The 17,039-nt window shown below is 72.5% G+C and carries 15 protein-coding genes; 6 read left to right on the top strand and 9 right to left on the bottom strand.

What is annotated here, in order from left to right; translation table 11 throughout:
* The coding region (locus ACRDSK_RS21885; RefSeq protein ID WP_431443091.1) for a helicase-associated domain-containing protein at nt 1-1,855 on the bottom strand (1,855 nt) is incomplete at its 3' end.
* An 89-nt stretch (nt 1,856-1,944) separates the two neighbouring features.
* Between ACRDSK_RS21885 and ACRDSK_RS21880 the strand changes: the two genes are divergently transcribed.
* From ACRDSK_RS21880 to ACRDSK_RS21865, 4 genes are read left to right on the top strand one after another with little or no spacing between them, the layout of a single operon-like run.
* Nucleotides 1,945-2,124 carry a hypothetical protein gene (locus tag ACRDSK_RS21880; RefSeq protein WP_431443090.1) on the top strand — a complete coding sequence of 60 codons (180 nt, stop codon included), beginning with the start codon at nt 1,945-1,947 and terminating at the stop codon, nt 2,122-2,124.
* Between the two features lie 29 nt (nt 2,125-2,153).
* Entirely contained in the window at nt 2,154-3,539 is a 1,386-nt protein-coding gene (locus ACRDSK_RS21875; RefSeq protein WP_431443089.1) for an NAD-dependent malic enzyme, read from the top strand.
* 16 nt (nt 3,540-3,555) lie between these two features.
* The gene (gene moaC, locus ACRDSK_RS21870) at nt 3,556-4,035 is read left to right on the top strand and encodes a cyclic pyranopterin monophosphate synthase MoaC (RefSeq protein ID WP_431443088.1); all 480 of its coding nucleotides are present in this window, start codon (nt 3,556-3,558) and stop codon (nt 4,033-4,035) included.
* Nucleotides 4,032-5,000 carry a molybdenum cofactor biosynthesis protein MoaE gene (locus ACRDSK_RS21865; protein WP_431443087.1) on the top strand — a complete coding sequence of 323 codons (969 nt, stop codon included), beginning with the start codon at nt 4,032-4,034 and terminating at the stop codon, nt 4,998-5,000. The genes moaC and ACRDSK_RS21865 overlap by 4 nt, the downstream gene beginning before the upstream one ends.
* Before the next feature lie 91 nt (nt 5,001-5,091).
* Here ACRDSK_RS21865 and ACRDSK_RS21860 read toward each other — a convergent pair whose 3' ends face one another.
* A complete protein-coding gene (locus ACRDSK_RS21860) occupies nt 5,092-5,724 on the bottom strand; it encodes a transglycosylase family protein (RefSeq protein WP_431443086.1) in 633 nt (210 codons plus the stop codon).
* A gap of 623 nt (nt 5,725-6,347) precedes the next feature.
* On the bottom strand, nt 6,348-6,626 hold the full coding sequence (locus ACRDSK_RS21855; protein ID WP_431443085.1) for a MoaD/ThiS family protein: 279 nt from the start codon (nt 6,624-6,626) through the stop codon (nt 6,348-6,350).
* 52 nt (nt 6,627-6,678) lie between these two features.
* On the opposite strand from ACRDSK_RS21855, the gene ACRDSK_RS21850 reads away from it, so the two are divergent.
* Nucleotides 6,679-7,464, top strand: coding sequence for an HAD-IIA family hydrolase (locus ACRDSK_RS21850; protein WP_431443084.1), 786 nt, complete (start codon nt 6,679-6,681; stop codon nt 7,462-7,464).
* Nucleotides 7,465-7,641: 177 nt separating this feature from the next.
* Here ACRDSK_RS21850 and ACRDSK_RS21845 read toward each other — a convergent pair whose 3' ends face one another.
* The 4 genes from ACRDSK_RS21845 to ACRDSK_RS21830 form a co-directional block, all read right to left on the bottom strand.
* The gene (locus ACRDSK_RS21845; RefSeq protein ID WP_431443083.1) at nt 7,642-8,676 is read right to left on the bottom strand and encodes a methyltransferase; all 1,035 of its coding nucleotides are present in this window, start codon (nt 8,674-8,676) and stop codon (nt 7,642-7,644) included.
* 90 nt (nt 8,677-8,766) lie between these two features.
* Nucleotides 8,767-10,065 (bottom strand): MFS transporter, encoded by a 1,299-nt coding sequence (locus tag ACRDSK_RS21840; protein ID WP_431443093.1) that lies wholly within the window; start codon nt 10,063-10,065, stop codon nt 8,767-8,769.
* Between the two features lie 29 nt (nt 10,066-10,094).
* Nucleotides 10,095-10,493, bottom strand: a complete 399-nt coding sequence (locus ACRDSK_RS21835; protein ID WP_431443092.1) for a MarR family winged helix-turn-helix transcriptional regulator — start codon at nt 10,491-10,493, stop codon at nt 10,095-10,097.
* A gap of 81 nt (nt 10,494-10,574) precedes the next feature.
* Nucleotides 10,575-12,038 (bottom strand): NCS2 family permease, encoded by a 1,464-nt coding sequence (locus ACRDSK_RS21830; RefSeq protein WP_431443082.1) that lies wholly within the window; start codon nt 12,036-12,038, stop codon nt 10,575-10,577.
* 20 nt (nt 12,039-12,058) lie between these two features.
* Here ACRDSK_RS21830 and ACRDSK_RS21825 point away from each other — a divergent pair, with 20 nt between their 5' ends.
* The gene (locus ACRDSK_RS21825; RefSeq protein WP_431443081.1) at nt 12,059-12,349 is read left to right on the top strand and encodes a DUF2530 domain-containing protein; all 291 of its coding nucleotides are present in this window, start codon (nt 12,059-12,061) and stop codon (nt 12,347-12,349) included.
* A 58-nt stretch (nt 12,350-12,407) separates the two neighbouring features.
* On the opposite strand, the gene ACRDSK_RS21820 is transcribed toward ACRDSK_RS21825, so the two are convergent.
* Together ACRDSK_RS21820 and ACRDSK_RS21815 are read right to left on the bottom strand one after the other, a co-directional pair.
* Complete coding sequence (locus ACRDSK_RS21820) at nt 12,408-15,203, bottom strand: sacsin N-terminal ATP-binding-like domain-containing protein (RefSeq protein WP_431443080.1); 2,796 nt, start codon at nt 15,201-15,203, stop codon at nt 12,408-12,410.
* Nucleotide 15,204: 1 nt separating this feature from the next.
* Nucleotides 15,205-17,039: hypothetical protein (locus ACRDSK_RS21815; RefSeq protein ID WP_431443079.1), on the bottom strand; the 1,835-nt coding region annotated here is incomplete at its 5' end.

Below are 17,039 nucleotides of genomic sequence, written 5' to 3'. Positions count from 1 at the left end.
GCGCGAAGCCGGCGGTGCGCAGCTCGGCCAGCACGTCGGCCAGCGGCCGCGGGCTCACCGCCACGGTCGGCGCGATCCGCCGCAGCTCCAGCGCGTCCGCGGTCGGGTGGGCGACTACCTCGGCCAGCAGCACCGGGTCGTCGCAGCGCAGGAACGATGCCGCCGCGCCCCCGCGCAGCCGGCCGTGCCGGCGGGCCACGTCGTCGATCATGTAGCTCAGCGACTGCGGGACCGGCGTGCGCGACCGCGTCCGGAACAGCTCGTGCAGCTCCTCCGCGGTCCGGCCGATGTCCAGCGCCCGGCGCACGGATGCCTCGGTCACCCGGTACACGGTCGCGCTGCCCGCCGACTCGATGTCCGCGACCTGCCCGATGTCGATCGCGAGCTGCGGTTCCAGCGGCCCGGGCGCGACGACGGTCAGGTCGGCCTGCACGAGCACGTGGTCGAGCGGGTCGGGCATCGAGTCGGCCATCCGCTTCGCCGCGGCCGCCGGCCCGTCGGTCAGCAGGGCCCGGCCCGCCGACGTGATCGCCCCCAGCGCGACCACGCCCAACGCGGTGGCCTCGGAGAGCGTCCAGCGCACGATCTCGTCCCGCAGCCGCCCGCCGCGCCGCGGCGCCCGCCAGGCCAGCACCTCGGCCAGCTCGTCGGGGGAGGACACGCCGACGCCGGCCGGCAGGTCCATCAGCGCCGCGAGCACCCGGCGCCGCTCGGCCGCCGCGGGTGGTCGGCGCAGGTCGTCGGACAGCGGTGCCAGTACCCGCTCCTTCGCGTCCCGCATGCCGGCGAGCCCGGGTAGCCGGGGCAGGTCGAGCCAGGCCGCGGCGAGCGTGGCCCACTGGTGCTGGGGGGTGGCGACGAGCCAGGGGTCGGCGAGGGTCGTCGGCAGCCATTCGGCGTTGGTCGGGGCCCCGCTGTCGCCGACGAGCCCCGCGCCGAACACGAGCTCCGCGACCAGCCCGGCGCCACGCTCGTCGGTGTCCAGCTCGCGCGTCAGCCGGCGCACGTCACGCACACCGAGCCCACCCGCCTTGAGCACCGTGGCCGGCTCGGTGCCCCACAGCTCCACGACGCCTTCCGCGCGCCGCAACAGCTCCAGCGCCTCACCGGCGCCCGTCGCGTCCACATGGGACGACGACATTCGGTTCGTGCGCAGCGCCGGCTCGTCCAGCCGGACCGTCCCGAGTGGACTGTCACCGCGCAGCGCGAGGCCCACCTGGCGGGGCAGCTCGACGGTCTCGGCGTCGCGGCGCAGCAGCAGGCCCTTCGCGAGCAGCCGCTGCACCGGGTTCTGCGCCCGCTCCAGCGGCACGATGGTGGCGGCGTCGCGGGTGCGGCCGACCGGCGAGGAGCCGTGCGCGAGCGCGGTGAGCAGCCGCCGGTCCGCGTCGGGCAGCTCGTCGAGCAGGGCGGTCACGTCGACCCCGTCGAGCACCTCGGCCGGCTGGCCCAACCCGGCCGGGTAGAGCCCGCCCGCCTCGCGTGCGGCCGGCACGACGGACACCCCGTCGTCGGTGCCGTCGCCGGAGTCCCACGCCAGAGCCAGGCTGACCAGCCGCTGGACCGCCGCTCGCACCCGGTCGGCGTCCGCACCCGGCCCGACGAGCGCTGCGACGTCGGCGACCGACGCCGGTGAGTGGTCCGCGTCGGCCACCACGAGCGCGTCGAGCACCGCGAGCGTGAAGGTGTCCAGACCCTCCGCGGCCCTGGTCACCGAGGCCCGACTGCCCGCGCGGGCGGCCAGCACCGCCATGTCGGCCGGCGGCGGGGTGGCGAGGTCGGGGCGCGTGCGCAGCAGGTCGGCCAGCAGCTGGTCATCCTGGGCGCGCAGCCAGTCGGTGAGCGGGGCGGGCACGTGACCACGGTATACGCGGGTCCGATTCGCTACCGAGGTCCGGTAGCCTCTCAGAACGCAAGCGCTGGGCGAACTCCGGGAGAGACACCGTGGCGAAGGCCGACAAATCGCACCACATCGACCCGACCTGGCCGGTCGACGTCGAGCACCCGGTGAGCGAGCTCGCGGCAGACCGGCAGGGCGCGCTGTCGCCCTACGGGGACCTGACCTTCCCGCTCACCGCCGAGGAGCTGGGCTACGAGCACCCGGTCACCGAGATCAACAAGTAGGTAGGTCCGTCCACTCGGGAGCGATCCACATGCCGGTTCCTGGTCCTGGCTACTCCATCACCCTCCGGGTCGAGGCGCCGCCGTCGGCGAGCGCGGCCGGCGACCTGGCCGCCGCGGTCGGCCGGGCCGGCGCCGTGATCACGGCGTTCGACGTGGTCGAGTCGCACACGGACCGGATCGTCGTCGACATCACCGCGAACACCTACTCCGACGACCACGTCCGGGACATCACGGTGGCGCTCGAGGCGCTGTCCGGCGTGGCCGTGCGGAAGGTGTCGGACCGGACGTTCCTGATCCACCTCGGCGGCAAGATCGAGGTCAGCTCGAAGGTCCAGCTCCGAAACCGCGACGACCTCTCCCGCGCGTACACCCCGGGCGTGGCCCGGATCTGCCAGGCGATCGCCGAGAACCCCGACGACGCGCGCCGGCTGACCATCAAGCGCAACACGGTCGCCGTGGTCACCGACGGCTCCGCCGTACTCGGGTTGGGCAACCTCGGGCCCGCCGCGGCGCTGCCGGTGATGGAGGGCAAGGCCGCGCTGTTCAAGAAGTTCGCCGGCGTCGACGCGTGGCCGGTGTGCCTGGACACCCAGGACACCGACGAGATCATCCGCGCGGTCGAGCTGATCGCGCCGGTGTACGGCGGCATCAACCTCGAGGACATCGCGGCGCCGCGCTGCTTCGAGATCGAGCGCACGCTGCGCGAGCGGCTGGACATCCCGGTGTTCCACGACGACCAGCACGGCACCGCGATCGTCGTGGTCGGCGCGCTGCGCAACGCGCTGCGGGTGGTCGGCAAGCAGCTGTCCGACTGCAAGATCGTGGTGTGCGGCGCGGGCGCGGCCGGCTCGGCGATCATCCGCCTGCTGCTGCAGAAGAAGCCGGGCGACGTGCTCGCCGTGGACGTGAACGGCATCGTGCACCCCGACCGCGGCGACCTCGACCCGAACCTCGCCTGGCTCGCGGAGCACACGAACAACGAACGCAAGTCGGGGTCCCTGGTCGACGCGCTGGTCGGCGCGGACGTGTTCATCGGAGTGTCCGCGCCCAACTTGTTCGGTGCGGAGGCGGTGGCCACGATGGCGTCGGACGCGGTGGTGTTCGCGCTGGCCAACCCGGACCCGGAGATCGACCCGATGGAGGCCCAACGCCACGCGGCGATCGTCGCCACCGGGCGCAGCGACTACCCGAACCAGATCAACAACGTGCTGGCGTTCCCGGGCGTGTTCCGTGGCCTGCTGGACGCACAGGCGAACGGCATCACCGACGAGCTGCTGTTGGCAGCCGCGGACGCGATCGCCGACGTGGTGGACGGCGACCGGCTCAACGCGTCGTTCATCGTGCCCAGCGTCTTCGACTCGGCCGTCGCCCCCGCGGTGGCGGAAGCCGTCGCCAAGGCGGCCGCCAAGCGTTGAGGCATAGCATCGGCTCATGTCGGAGCTGAGTCATGTCGACGGGGCCGGGGCGGCTCGCATGGTGGACGTCACCGGGAAGGAGGCGTCCGCGCGCGTGGCGGTCGCCAGCGGGACCGTGCGGACCACGGCCGAGGTCGTCGAGCTGCTGGCGTCCAACGGGCTGAAGAAGGGAGACGCGCTCGCCACCGCCCGCGTCGCCGGGATCATGGGGGCCAAGCGCACTCCCGACCTGATCCCGCTCTGCCACCCGATCGCCATCTCGGGCGTCACGGTCGACTTCACGCTCGGTGCGGCCCACGTCGACATCACGGCGACCGCGCGCACCAAGGACGTCACCGGCGTCGAGATGGAGGCCCTCACGGCCGTCGCCGTCGCCGGGCTCACCCTGCACGACATGATCAAGGCCGTGGACCCCGCGGCCGTGCTGGACGCCGTCCGGCTGGAGCGCAAGGACGGCGGCAAGACCGGCACGTGGACCCGACCGGAGGACCGATGACGCGCACGGCACGGGTGGTGACCGCGTCCAACCGCGCGGCCGCCGGGGTGTACTCCGACAAGACCGGCCCGCTGATCACCGGCTGGCTGCGCGACCGCGGCTACGAAGTGCCGCCCGCCGAGGTCGTGCCCGACGGCGAGCCGGTGGCGAAGGCCCTGCGCGCCGCGGTCGCCGCCGAGGTCGACGTCGTCATCACGACCGGCGGCACGGGCATCTCGCCCACCGACCGGACCCCGGAGATGACCGCGTCGGTGTTGGACTACGAGATCCCGGGCCTCGCCGACGCCGTCCGCTCGGCCGGGCTGCCCAAGGTGCCCACGGCGGTGCTCTCCCGCGGCCGGGCCGGCGTCGCGGGCACGACCCTCGTCGTGAACCTGCCGGGCTCCACGGGCGGCGTGAAGGACGGCCTGGGCGTGCTGGCCGACGTGCTCGACCACGCCGTGGACCAGGTGCACGGCGGCGACCACGCCCGGGCCACCGCCGCGGTGGTCACGCACGCCGCTCCGGCCGCCGACGCGCCCGGTGTCGCGGTCGCCGAGCCCGCGCGGGTGCTGCGGGCCGAGATCAGCGAGTCGCCGCTGGTGGTCGAGGAGCACGCCGCGCTGGTCGGCGAGGCCGCGGCCGGCGCGGTCGTGACGTTCGCCGGCGTGGTGCGCGACCACGACAAGGGCCGGGGCGTGGTGAACCTCGACTACGAGGGCCACCCCAGCGCGAAGGCCGTCATCGAAGAGGTCGCCGCCGCGGTGGCCGGCCGGCACCCGGGCCTGCGCGCGGTCGCCGTGAGCCACCGGATCGGGGCCCTGGTCATCGGCGACGTGGCGCTCGCGTGCGCGGTGGCCGCCGAGCACCGCCAGGAGGCGTTCGCCGCCTGTGCGGATCTGGTGGACGACGTCAAGGCCCGGCTGCCGATCTGGAAGCACCAGAACTTCACCGACGGCACCGACGAGTGGGTCAACTGCCCCTGACTGCCAGGAAGGACGAAGGGCTCCACCGCCCGGGGGAGTGCGGTGGAGCCCCTCGCGTTCTTCGTGTGGCGTAGCTACGTCACGAAGCGGTTCACTTGGTGGCGATCTTCTGACCCACGACGATCAGGTTCGGGTCGCCGATGAACTGCTTGTTCTTGTTGTAGATCGCCTGCCAGCCGCCCTTGACCTTGCGGTCCTTCGCGATCTTGGACAGCGTGTCGCCGGCCTTGACCTTGTAGTCGCCCTTCGGGTTCGACTTCGCGAGGACCGGCCGGACGGGCGCGGCCTGCTGCGGGGCCTCGTACGAGGTGGCCTCGTTCGAGGTCTGCTCCTGCTGCTGCGGCGCGCTGTAGCCGCCGCCACCGCCGGAGGAGCCACTGCGGGCGCCGCACACCGGCCACGCGCCGATGCCCTGCGACTGCAGCACGTTCTCCGCCACCCGGATCTGCTCCGCCTTGGAGGCGTTGGCCGGGTTGCCGGAGCCGCCGTTGGACTGCCACGTGCCCGGGGAGAACTGCAGGCCACCGTAGTAGCCGTTGCCGGTGTTGGTGCCCCAGTTGCCGCCGCTCTCACACTGCGCGATGGAGTCCCAGTTGACCGGGTCGGCCTGAGCCGGGGCCGTGGCGACCGCCAGCGGCACACCGATCACGGCGCCGGCAACGACGACGCGTGCGATGTTCCGCAGAGCGGCGGACGGCTTGCGGTGATTGCCTTCGTACGCCATGTCGCTCTCTCCCTCGAACGCCTACGCGCTAGCGCTGTCGGGTCCGACCCGTCAGGGTCGGGCCGGCATCACCGGCTGCCACGCCTCGCATCGGGGTGCTCGTCGTGGTCCCACGTCCCGGTCCGGAGGGTCTCTTTCAGTCGGGGCTGTTTCTCCCGGGTGCTCGCCGGACCGGGGAAGGCGTTACGAGCACTCGGTTCTTGCCTGGCTGGTCGGGACCAACCGGAGGCGACGGTACGTAAGCAATTCGGGGTTTGGAAAATTGAAAGCCTGTGATCGTCGTCACAGTAACGGTATTTGACTTGCTCCGATCCCCATTGTTCACGCAGGTCAGAAGGGCTATGCGCTTCTGTATTCGACGGTATATAAGTTCGGTCTATTCACTCGAAGTGAGGTCCCGATCACGTCTAACAGGGGCCGGTTACCGGTCCGGGAAAACGTTACCCGAAAGGTGGCGGCAGCCCTCCGAAATCGGTTCGTTACCTGCAGCAATGCCGTAACTAATTCGGGCATGACTCGATCGCGAGTTCGAACATCTGAGTTGCGCGGAAACGGACAGGCCGGTCGGGCGTGTCGCCACGGATCGTGACGGACGCCGCAGTGCTCCTCGGGAGATGTGGGTCTCAGCCGCCCGCGAACGGCGGCAGCACGTCCACGCCCGCCCCGTCGGAGAGCGGCGTCGAGGTGTCCCGGACGGCGATGCCGTCGAGCAGGAAGCTGCACGCGGTAAGCACGCGGGTGAGCGCCTGGCCGTGCCGGCTGGCGAGCTCGTCGACGAGATCGCGCATCCGGGCGCCGGCGGCCAGCTGGACGTTCTCCTCGCTGACGCCGGCCGCCGCGCGGGCCCCGGCGAAGTAGCGCACCCGCACCGTGGCGGTGGCTGGGGCGGTGGTCACGTTCATAGGTTAACCGCCGCGACCCCCGGCCCGGCGCGGCGTGCGGGACCATGTGCGCATGGCCTGGACCTACCTGATGGACATGGACGGGGTGCTGGTGCGCGAGGAGCACCTGGTCCCCGGTGCGGACAAGCTGATCGAGGAGCTGGGTGCCAAGGGCATCCAGTTTCTGGTGCTGACCAACAACTCCATCTACACGCCGCGCGACCTGCGGGCGCGGCTGCGACGTACGGGGCTGGACGTGCCGGAGACCTCGATCTGGACCTCCGCCCTGGCCACGGCGATGTTCCTCGACTCGCAGCGCCCGGAGGGCTCGGCGTTCGTGATCGGGGAGGCCGGTCTGACCACGGCGCTGCACGAGATCGGCTATGTGCTGACCGACCGCGACCCGGACTACGTGGTCCTCGGCGAGACCCGGACGTACAGCTTCACCGCGATCACGACGGCGATCCGGCTGGTGGAGGGTGGTGCCCGGTTCATCGCGACGAACCCGGACGCGACCGGTCCGTCGCGCGAGGGCTCACTGCCCGCGACCGGTTCGGTCGCCGCGCTGATCGAGCGGGCGACGGGGCATGCGCCGTACTTCGTCGGCAAGCCGAATCCGCTGATGATGCGCTCCGCGCTGCGGTCCCTGGGCGCCCACTCGGAGGAGACGCTGATGATCGGCGACCGGATGGACACCGACGTGCGGTCCGGACTGGAGGCGGGCCTGCAGACGATCCTGGTGCTCAGCGGCATCTCGGGCGCCGACACCGCGGAGCGGTTCCCGTACCGGCCGAGCCGAGTCATCGACTCGGTGGCCGACCTGGTCGGGCAGGCCGACGACCCGTTCCCGGACCACTGACGAGCCGGACGAGGACGACCCGGACGAGAGCGACCAGGACAGAGCACGAGACCCCGGCCCGAGCAGTGCCGCCCGCTCCGGGCCGGGGTCTCGCATGTTCCCGAACTGACTGCCGCTCCCACCACGAAGCGACGCGCTTAGGCTAGCCTAACTTAAATCCTCGGCGCAAGCGCCGGCTCAGGGCACCCTCGCCTCGACGACGTCGCACATGGTCGGCGTGCGGGTGATGCCGGTGTACTTCAGCCCCGCGCGCTCGAAGAGCTCGGCGAACTGGGCCTCGTTGCGCTCCCGGCCGCCGAGCAGCAGGAGCATCAGCAGGTCGAGCAGCGGCGGGAACGGGTTCTCCTGCCGGTCCGGCACCACCATCTCGAGCACGAACACCCGGGCACCCGGCGCCGCCGCGCGGACGAGGTTCTCCAGCACCTTGACGCACTTCTCGTCGTCCCACATGTGCAGGACGTTGCGCAGCACGTAGGCATCCGCACCGTCCGGAATGGACTCGAAGGCGTCACCCGGGACGAGCGAGCAGCGGTCGGCCAGCGGCGCCTCGCGCAGCTCCGGCACCGCGTGGGCGACCGCCGGCTCGATGTCGAACAGCACGCCGCGCAGGTGCGGGTGGTGGTTCAGCAGGTCGCGGACCAGCGAGCCCTGCCCGCCGCCGAGGTCGACGACGGTGGTCGACGTGGCGAGGTCGAGCGCGGCCACGTGCGCCTCGTTCAGCGACCCCATCAGCAGCGTCATGGCCTTGTTGAACACCATGGCCGCCTCGGGGTTGTCCCGCATGAGGAAGCCGAAGAAGTCCTTGCCGTGCCGCTGCGGGAACGGCGTGGCGCCGCTGCGCACGGCGGCGGTGAGGTCGCTCCAGGTCAACCAGAACCAGTCGGCGGCGAGGAACGCGGCCAGGGTCTGGCCCGCCTCGGCGGCGAGCTCGGCGGACAGCTCCGTGTGCGCGTACCGGCCGTCGTCGGTGCGACGGAACACGCCGAACGTGGTGAGCGCGTCGAGCAGCCGGCGCAGCGCCCCCGGGTCGGCGCCCACCTGCGCGGCCAGCTCGTCGGCAGCCGCCGGCTCGTCACCGATCGCGGCCGGCACGCCAAGCTCCACCGCGGTCTTGAGCAGCTGGCCGAGCGACATCTGCATGAACAGGGGCACGATCTTCCGTGCCGTCGGCGGCATGATGGCGGTGAAGTCCGCCTTGGCGGCGTCGGTCACGCGCGGCTCCCTTCGGTACAACCGAGTCCAGCGGTGCGCAACTCTGGCACCGAAGGGCAAATGGGACAAGGGCCGCTCAGCCGAACTCGCTCAGGCGGCGTCCGGCGTGGACTCGTGGTCCGCGGCCGGCCGGGCGACGCCGCGCCGCCGGACGGCCCACCGGGGCATGAGCCGGTCCCGCACCTCGACACCACCCCGCCGCGCGAGCACGACTCCGCACGCCGCCGCGCACACGAACGCGGCGATCCCGCCGATGACGAACGGCGACCGGCCGCCGAACTCGGCGGCGAGCCAACCGGTCATCGGCCCGCCGATGGGGTTGCCGCCCAGGAACACCAGCATGTACAGCGCCATCACGCGCCCGCGCATCTCCGGCGCGGTGCCCAGCTGGACCGTGCCGTTGGCGGTGTTCATGAACGTCATCATCGCCAGGCCCACCGGAACCAGCGCCAGCCCGAACGTCAGGAAGCTCGGCATCAGGCCGGCCACCAGCTCCAGCACCCCGAACGCCAGCGCCGCGCCGATCAGCAGCCGCAGCCCCGGCCGGCGCCGCGTCGAGCGCCGCACCGCGAGCAGCGCGCCGGCGAACGTGCCGACCGCGAGTGCTGTCGACAGCAGCCCGTAGCCGTCGGCCTGCCGGTGGAAGACGTTCGCCGCCGCGATGGCCAGCGACGTGTTGAACGTGATCGCGAACGTGCTGACGCAGAAGATCAGCACCAGGACCGCGAGGATGTCCGGCCGCCCGCGCACGTACCGCAGCGCCTCGCGCAGCTGGCCGCGCCGGCGCGGCGGCGGGTCGGGGTCGCGGTGCAGCTCGGCGGGGTTCATCCGGCCGAGGTTGACGATGACCGCCAGCGTCGAGACCGCGTTGACCAGGAACACCCAGCCGGTACCGGTCCAGATGATCATCACGCCGGCGATCGCCGGACCGATGATGCGGGCCAGGTTGAACGTCGAGGAGTTCAGCGCCACCGCGTTGGTCAGCTGCTCCCGGCCGACCATCTCGCCGACGAAGGACTGGCGCACCGGCGGGTCGAACGCGGTGAACACCCCGAACACGAAGCACAGCAGGTACACGTGCCACAGCGCGACCAGCCCGCTCACGTCGAGCAGGCCCAGCGACAGCGCGCACGCCGCCATGCCGGACTGCACCAGCATCAGCAGCCGGCGCTTGTCGTGCCGGTCGGCGAGCACGCCCGCCCACAACGTCAGCAGCAGGGTCGGCGCGAACTGCAGGGTCGCGGCGAGGCCGAGCGCGACCGGGTCGTACCCGGACAGCTCGAGCACCAGCCAGTCCTGGGCGATCCGCTGCATCCAGGTGCCGACGTTGGAGATCACCTGGCCGGACGCGAACAGCCGGTAGTTGCGAATCCGCAGCGACCCCAGCATGCGGCCGCGCGACGTGCTTGCTGCTCCCACTAATCCTGTTGGCTCGCCATGCGGTCGAGGATCTCCGACGCCCCGGACAGGAGCTCACGCTCCGCCTCCGTCAGCTCGGCCAGTTTCTTGTCCAGCCACGCTTCGCGCGCGGAGATGTCGGCCAGGATGAGCGCGCTCCCCTCCTCGGTGATCTCCACGATGGCCTGCCGGCCGTCGCTGGGATGCGGTCGTCGACTGACGTAGCCCTGCTCCTCGAGCGCGGCGATCACCCTGGTCATGGACGGGGGTTGGACGACCTCCTTGGCGGCGAGCTCACCCGGCGTGAGCGGGCCGCACTTGTGCAGGCAGGACAGCGCGGAGAGTTGGGTCAGCGTCACGGCTGAGCTGGTCCGCTGGGCCCGAAGCCGGCGGTTGAGCCGCACGATCGCCAACCGCATCCGGCTGGCGAGCGAGCGCTCGGTGACGTCCTGCTCGCTGTTCGACACATTGTTAGCATACCTCACGAATTGCGCCTCAGGTCAGGCAAACGCGGCGCGGATGGGCCCGATCGCGAAGTAGACGGCGAACAGCGCGGCCACGATCCACATCAGCGGGTGGACGCCGCGCGCCTTGCCGGTGGCGGCCCGCAGCAGCACGTAGCTGATGAACCCGGCGCCGATGCCGTTCGCGATCGAGTAGGTGAACGGCATGACGACGATCGTGAGGAACGCCGGCAGCGCGATCGTGAAGTCGGTGAAGTCGATCTCCCGGATCTGCGCCATCATCAGCACGCCGACGACGACCAGGGCCGGCGCCGCCGCCTCGACCGGAACCGCCTGGTAGAGCGGGGTGAAGAACATCGCGGCGATGAACAGCAGGCCGGTGACCACGTTCGCGAGGCCGGTGCGCGCGCCCTCGGCGATGCCGGACGCGGACTCGATGTAGACCGTGTTGGAGCTCGACGACGCGGCGCCGCCGGCCACCGCGCCCACGCCGTCGACGAACAGCGCCTTGCCGACGTTCGGCAGCTTCCCGTCCTTGTCGACGAGGCCGGCTTCCTTGCCCAGCCCGGTCATCGTGCCGATCGTGTCGAAGAAGTCGGTCAGCACCAACGTGAACACCAGCAGCACGGCGGTGATCACCGGCACCTGGATCCACGCGTCGAAGTTGACGTCGCCGACGAGCGAGAGGTCTGGCGCGCCCACGACGTCGTCCGGCAGCGCGGGATAGCCGAGGCTCCACCCGGTCGGGTTGACGCCCTCGTACCGGCCGGCGTCCACAACGGCCTCGACGACGATCGCGAGGACCGTGGAGGCCAGCACGCCGATCAGGATCGCGGCCTTGACCCGCCGGGCGACCAGGATCCCGGTGAGCACGAGCCCGACGACGAACACGAACGTCGGCCAGGACGCGATCGAGCCGTTGATCCCGAGTCCTACTGGGACGGTCGTGTTGGCGTCGTCCGGCAGCCGGCGCACGAAGCCGGCGTCCACCAGGCCGATCAGCGTGATGAACAACCCGATGCCGACCGCGATCGCGGCCTTCAGCGAGGGCGGCACCGAGTGGAACACCATCGTGCGCACGCCGGTCACCACGAGGATCAGCACCACGATGCCGTTGACCAGCACCAACCCCATCGCCGCGGGCCAGCTCATCTGCGGCGCGATGCTGAACGCGACGAACGCGTTGATGCCCAGCCCGGTGGCCATCGCGAACGGGTAGTTGGCGACGAGTCCGAAGAGGATGGTCATGACCCCGGCGACCAGCGCGGTCACGGCGGCGACCTGGCCCGCGGGGAGGATGTTCCCGAACGCGTCGTCGTGCGTGGTCGGGTTGTTCGGGTCGGCCGTGAAGCTGCCGATGATCAACGGGTTCAGCACGACGATGTAGGCCATGGTCACGAAGGTGACGACCCCGCCGCGGATCTCGCGTCCCGCGGTCGAGCCGCGTTCGGAGATCTTGAAGAAGCGATCCAGCGCCGACGTTGCTGTCCTGTCCGCCATGACGAGGTAGCCTCGCGCATGTGGCAGGCCCAGCGGAACCCGACGAACGAATCGAGACACAGAAGTCACCTCCTCCGCCGCTGCCGCAGCGTTTGCTGGCGCTGCCGCCGGTGGTGTACGTGGGGACCTCGCTGTGGCTGGTCGCGCTCGTCGCGCTGCTGATCGCCCGCTACGGCTACGACGCGCTGCCGCCGATCTGGCTGTGGACCGCGCTCGCCGGCTTCCTGCTCGGCCTCGTCGGGCTGCCGGTCATGATCTGGCAACGCCGGGCCTCGCGCCGCGGCTCCCGCGGGGCGCAGCGCAACCTTTAGGACTGCCTGGAAGGACGCCTTCCGGGCGTTCAGCGTCTGGAAGGGCCCTTCCAGGCGTCTAGGCGAGCACGCTCTCGGGGTCTTCCAGCAGCGCGGCCAGTTGGTGCCGGTCGGCCCAGCGGCCGGCGGCCCAGGCCAGGGTGCGGGAGAGCCCGGCGATCGAGTCGACGCAGTGCGCCACCCCGTCCTCGACCCACCAGGTGACCTCGTGGTCGATCAGTCCTATCCGTACGGTCAGCCGGTCGTGCACGCGCGGACCGCCCAGCGGCACGGCGAACCCGGCCAGGTCGCACGCGTCGACCACCGCGCCCAGGTCGGCCCAGCTCACCGGTTCCGCGACCCCGGCGACGGTCCCGGTGACGACCTCGGAGGCAAGCGGTAGGTCTAGCAGGTCGGCCAACGGCTCGGCCAGCGTGAAGTCGTCGCCGACGCCGACGACGCGCTCCGGCTCGACCACGCCGAGCACCCAGGGCGCGTCGAGCACGAGTCCTTCCGCGGCCGGGACGACCTGGCCGGTCAGCGAGCGGACCGCGTGCGGCGGCTGGGCGTCTGCCGGCAGCGTGCCGTCGCGAACGGCTCGCGCGAGCGCGGCGTGCGCCCGCAGGGTGGCGCCGGCGGGGACCACGCGGTCCGGATCGCCGAGGCGGTCGAGCAACTCCTCGTCGGCGACGTCCAGTGAGGCGCGAACGCCGATCGCGGCGAGGACGGAAGGGGCGACGGCCACCGGCGGGACGGAGTCGTAGAGCCCGGCGAGCTCGGTCGCCTCCGGCAGCCGCCACGCGCGCGGCGGCTCGCCGTCGAGCAGCGCGTGGTGGGCGATCCACCAGCCGGTGTAGCCGCCGGGTTCGTGGAGGGCCTGCCAGGTCGTGGGCTCGGCGGCGAGCAGCTCGAGGGCGGCCGGCCAGGCGTGGTCGGCGACGAGGTCGAGGTCGCGCACCGCCGTCAGCCGCGCCGGCGGCTCCTCGAGGCCGTCCCACCAGGCCTGCTCGTCGGCGAGGTCATGGTCCGGCCCGGCCGGGGTCTCGTCGACGACGACCGCGAAGCCGCCGAGCACGCCGACCGCCGCCAGCACGTGGCCCGGCCACCGGTCGGCGACCTCGCGGTCCAGGATGCCGAGCGGGGTGTCGTCGTCGAGCAGGTCGAGGAAGCGCGCGCCGGGCAGGGCGAGCTCGTCGGCGCGGCGGTGGTCGCCGGCGTCGTCCGGGAGGGCGAGGGCGGCGAGCCAGGGATGCTCGCCGGGGCGGACGCCGGCCTCGCCGACGAGGGCGAGGACGGCGTCGCGGAGCTTGCCGGTGTCGAGGCCGGACTCGGCGTCGTCGAGGCTGCGCTCGACGGCCTCGCGGGTGGAGTCGAGGAGGTCCTCGGCGTCGGCGCGGCGGGCGCCGAGCCGTTCGAGCAGGGGGTGCACGGCCTCGGGATGGACGATGGCGAGGTCGGTGTCGAGGATGCTGTCGAGGTCGGTGTCGGCGATCAGCGTGCCGCGCGGGCCGGGCAGCGTGCGCCCGTCGATGAGGGGAACCGGCAGCGCGCCGAGCGCCTCGCGAGCGTCCCGGTCGACGTCGGCGATGGGGGCGAGGGCGGTGTAGAGCCGATGCCACCAGGCCGGCGGCCGGTCGATCCCGGTGACCCGCGCGACGATGTCGGCGACTGTCAGCCGGGTGACGTCGAGCGACTGGAGCTTGGCGTCGTGCTCCAGGGTGGTGAGGCCGCCGATGGTGTCGTCGAGCGCCTCGACGAGGGCCGGGCCGGGGACGGTGCTGGCGTGTCGGGGTTCGACCGTGCCGGTGTGGGTGGGGAGCCAGGCCGCGGTGCGCAGGGCCTCGACGACCTGGCGCCGCAGCCGTTCGTCCACTTCGGACAGCGGGAAGCCGGGCTCGGGGACGAGCCGGGTCCGCTCGTGGGGGTCGGTGTGCTGTAGCAGCCGTGGGTAGACCCGGGCGGCGGCGTCGAGGACGGTGTCGGTGGCCGGTCCGGGCCGCACCCGGCGCCGGTCGGCCTCGATGGGGAGGGTGGCGATGAGGCGGGCCGGGAGGGAGAGGCGCTCGTCGGTGCGGGTGGGGGCGTGGAGGACGTCGTCGCCCGGGTTTTCGGTGGCGGCCCAGCAGACCGTCCACTGTGGACGCGCCTCGGTGCCGAGTCCCGTGACGTCGGCGAGCTCGCCCTGCTCGCGGACGACGAGCCAGCGGCTGGTGCCGTCCGGGCCGTGGATGTCGGTGTGGGTCGGGCCGTCGTCGCGCCGCCAGGTTCGGTCGCCGATCTCTAGGTGCCTGAGCCCGTCGAGGGAGAGCAGGAGGTCGGTGGCCTGGGCTTCGAACTCGCGACGCAGCTCGTCGGGGTCGACGCCGTCCCGGAGGGGGAGCCGGACCTCGGTGTCGAAGCCGGCCGGTGGTTGTTCGTCCGTCGGCCAGGCCAGTCGGAGCACCGGCACCCGCCCCTCGCGGCCGGTGGCCTCTCGGGTCCGGTCGGCCGAGAAGGCGACGCCGGCCGTGCGAGAGAGCACCGCCGGCGCGTCACTGACGGTCAGCACGGCCGCGAACCCGACGCCGAACCGCCCGACCCCGTCCTGCTTGGCGGAGGCGCGAAGGGAGGCCAGCGAGGCGACGCCGTCGTGGTCGAGCGGGCGGCCGGTGTTGGCTACCCGCAGTTCCCGGTCTACAAAGGACACCCGGACCCGGCCATCGCTGCCGGCGGCGTCGGCGGCGTTCTGTGCGAGCTCGACGAGCAGCCGATCACGGTAGCCACCGAGGACCAGGTCCTCCTCAGCGTTGGCATCCTCACGAAACCGAGTGGGCGAGTCACGCCAGGAGGCCAACACGGCGCCCCGAAGAGCCTCGGTGTCGAAGGGGTCAGCCACCCTAGGGCCGCAGCCAGCCAAGAGGCCCAGAGCGGCCTCGCCCCTGCTCGCCGTCCCCGTCCTGCCCGTCCGACTCCCGCTCGGCCTCCGCCTGCTGGGGCTCTGCCTGCTGGGGCTCCGCCTCTTGCTGCACAGCCCCACCGTCCTGCCCGACCTGTTCGCCAGACTCCCGCGGCGCCGCCGGGCTGGACTCGTGCTGGTCGGCTTCGGGCAGTTCGGCCTCGGGCACCTGCTCGGAGGAGGTGCGCTCGTCTTCCGCTTGCTCCGCTGGCACCCGCCAGGCCGACGCCTGCTCCGCTCCTGTCACCTGACCGGCCGACGCCTGCTCGAACGGCAGCTGCTCGGCCCCGGTGTGTTCGGCTGCGGTGTGTTCGGCGGCGGTGTGTTCGGCGGCGGCCTGCCGATCCGATGCTTGCTCGGCCTCCGGCGCCCCGACCGTTGCCTGGCCGACTCCCGCCTCCTGGTCGACAGGCGTCGGCCAGGCCGGCGGTTGATCGACTCCGGACTCTCCGGCCAACGCGTGCTCGCCTGGCGGCTGCTCTGTTCCCGGCCGCTCGGCCGGCGTCTCGGCGAGCGGTGCCTGCACCGCTTCGGTCGCCTGACCGAACGTTCCCCATCCAGCTCCGGTTGCCTCACGCAGCGGCTGCTCGGTGGGGTGCGATTCCGCTCCCGGCTCGTGCCCGGCGTCGTGCTCAGCGGACGGCGGCTCGACTGCCGCATCGCCGGCTGGCCACTGTTCAGCCGCGGCCTCGCCGGAGTCCTCGGCGAGCGTCTGCCCGGCCGAAGTCTCCCGATCGACCGACGCCACGTCGGTCAAGGCGTCCGAACTCGGTGACTGCTCGGCTTGTGCCTCGCGGTCGTCAGGCGCTCGGTCGGCATCCGGCTCACCGGCGGGCGGCGGCTCGGCTTCCGCCTGCTCGCCGGGGACCTGCTCGGCCGCGGGCGGCTCCGCCTCGGCGACATGGCCGGGCGTTGCCTGCCCGGTGTCCGCCTCTTCGGCAGTCCGGTGCCAGGCCGATGGCTGCTCGGCCGGGAGATGGCCGGGAGACTGCTCGGCTTCCGCGTCCGTGCCCGGCGTCGACCAAGCCCAAGGCTCCGCGGCACCCCAGCCCTGCGGCTGCCCGACTTCCGGCTGACCGGCCGGCGCCTCCTGGTCGCGCGGTGTCTGCTCGGCGATCGGTTCGGTCGAGGGCTGGTCGGACTCGACGGGTAGCTCGCGCTGCTTGGCGGCGCCTTCCGGGCGCATCCACGGTGTCAGCGTCTCGGCGATAGCCGTCTCGGCGGTTACCAACGGCTCCAGCGGTGCGACCGGTTCCGACGCCGGCGGCGGCTCATCCTGTCGCGCGGTCGCGCCCAACTCCGCCACTGGCGACGACCCGCCGTCGGTCGGCGCCTCGGGCGTGGCGGACTCCGCCGGGACGGCAGCCGACTCGGCGGCCGTGCTCGGTTCCGGCTGTGGCTCGTCTGTCGGGGTGGCTAACTCTCTCGGCGGTGCGATCGCCTCAGCCGACTGAGCCACATCCGCGTGTCGGGCTGCGGCCTCCGCCGCGGTGGTCTCCGCCTCGGGCTGGGCGGTTTCCGCCGGCTGGGTCACGTCTGCCGGCCGGGCTGCGGCCTCCGCCGGCTCCGGTCCCGCCTCCGCGGGCTGAGCGGCCTCCGCCAGCTTGACCGCTTCCGCCGGCTGGGCCGCTTCGTCCGGCTGGGCCGCTTCGTCCGGCTGGGCTGCCTCGTCCGGCTGGGCTGCCTCGTCCGGCTGGGCTGCCTCGTCCGGCTGGGCTGCCTCGTCCGGCTGGGCTGCCTCGTCCGGCTGGGCTGCCTCGTCCGGCTGGGCTGCCT

The organism is Actinophytocola sp. (genome assembly GCF_050699915.1).
GTDB lineage: Bacteria > Actinomycetota > Actinomycetes > Mycobacteriales > Pseudonocardiaceae > Actinophytocola.
Note: the sequence above shows the minus strand (reverse complement) of the source record. Positions and strands in the feature narration are given on the sequence as shown.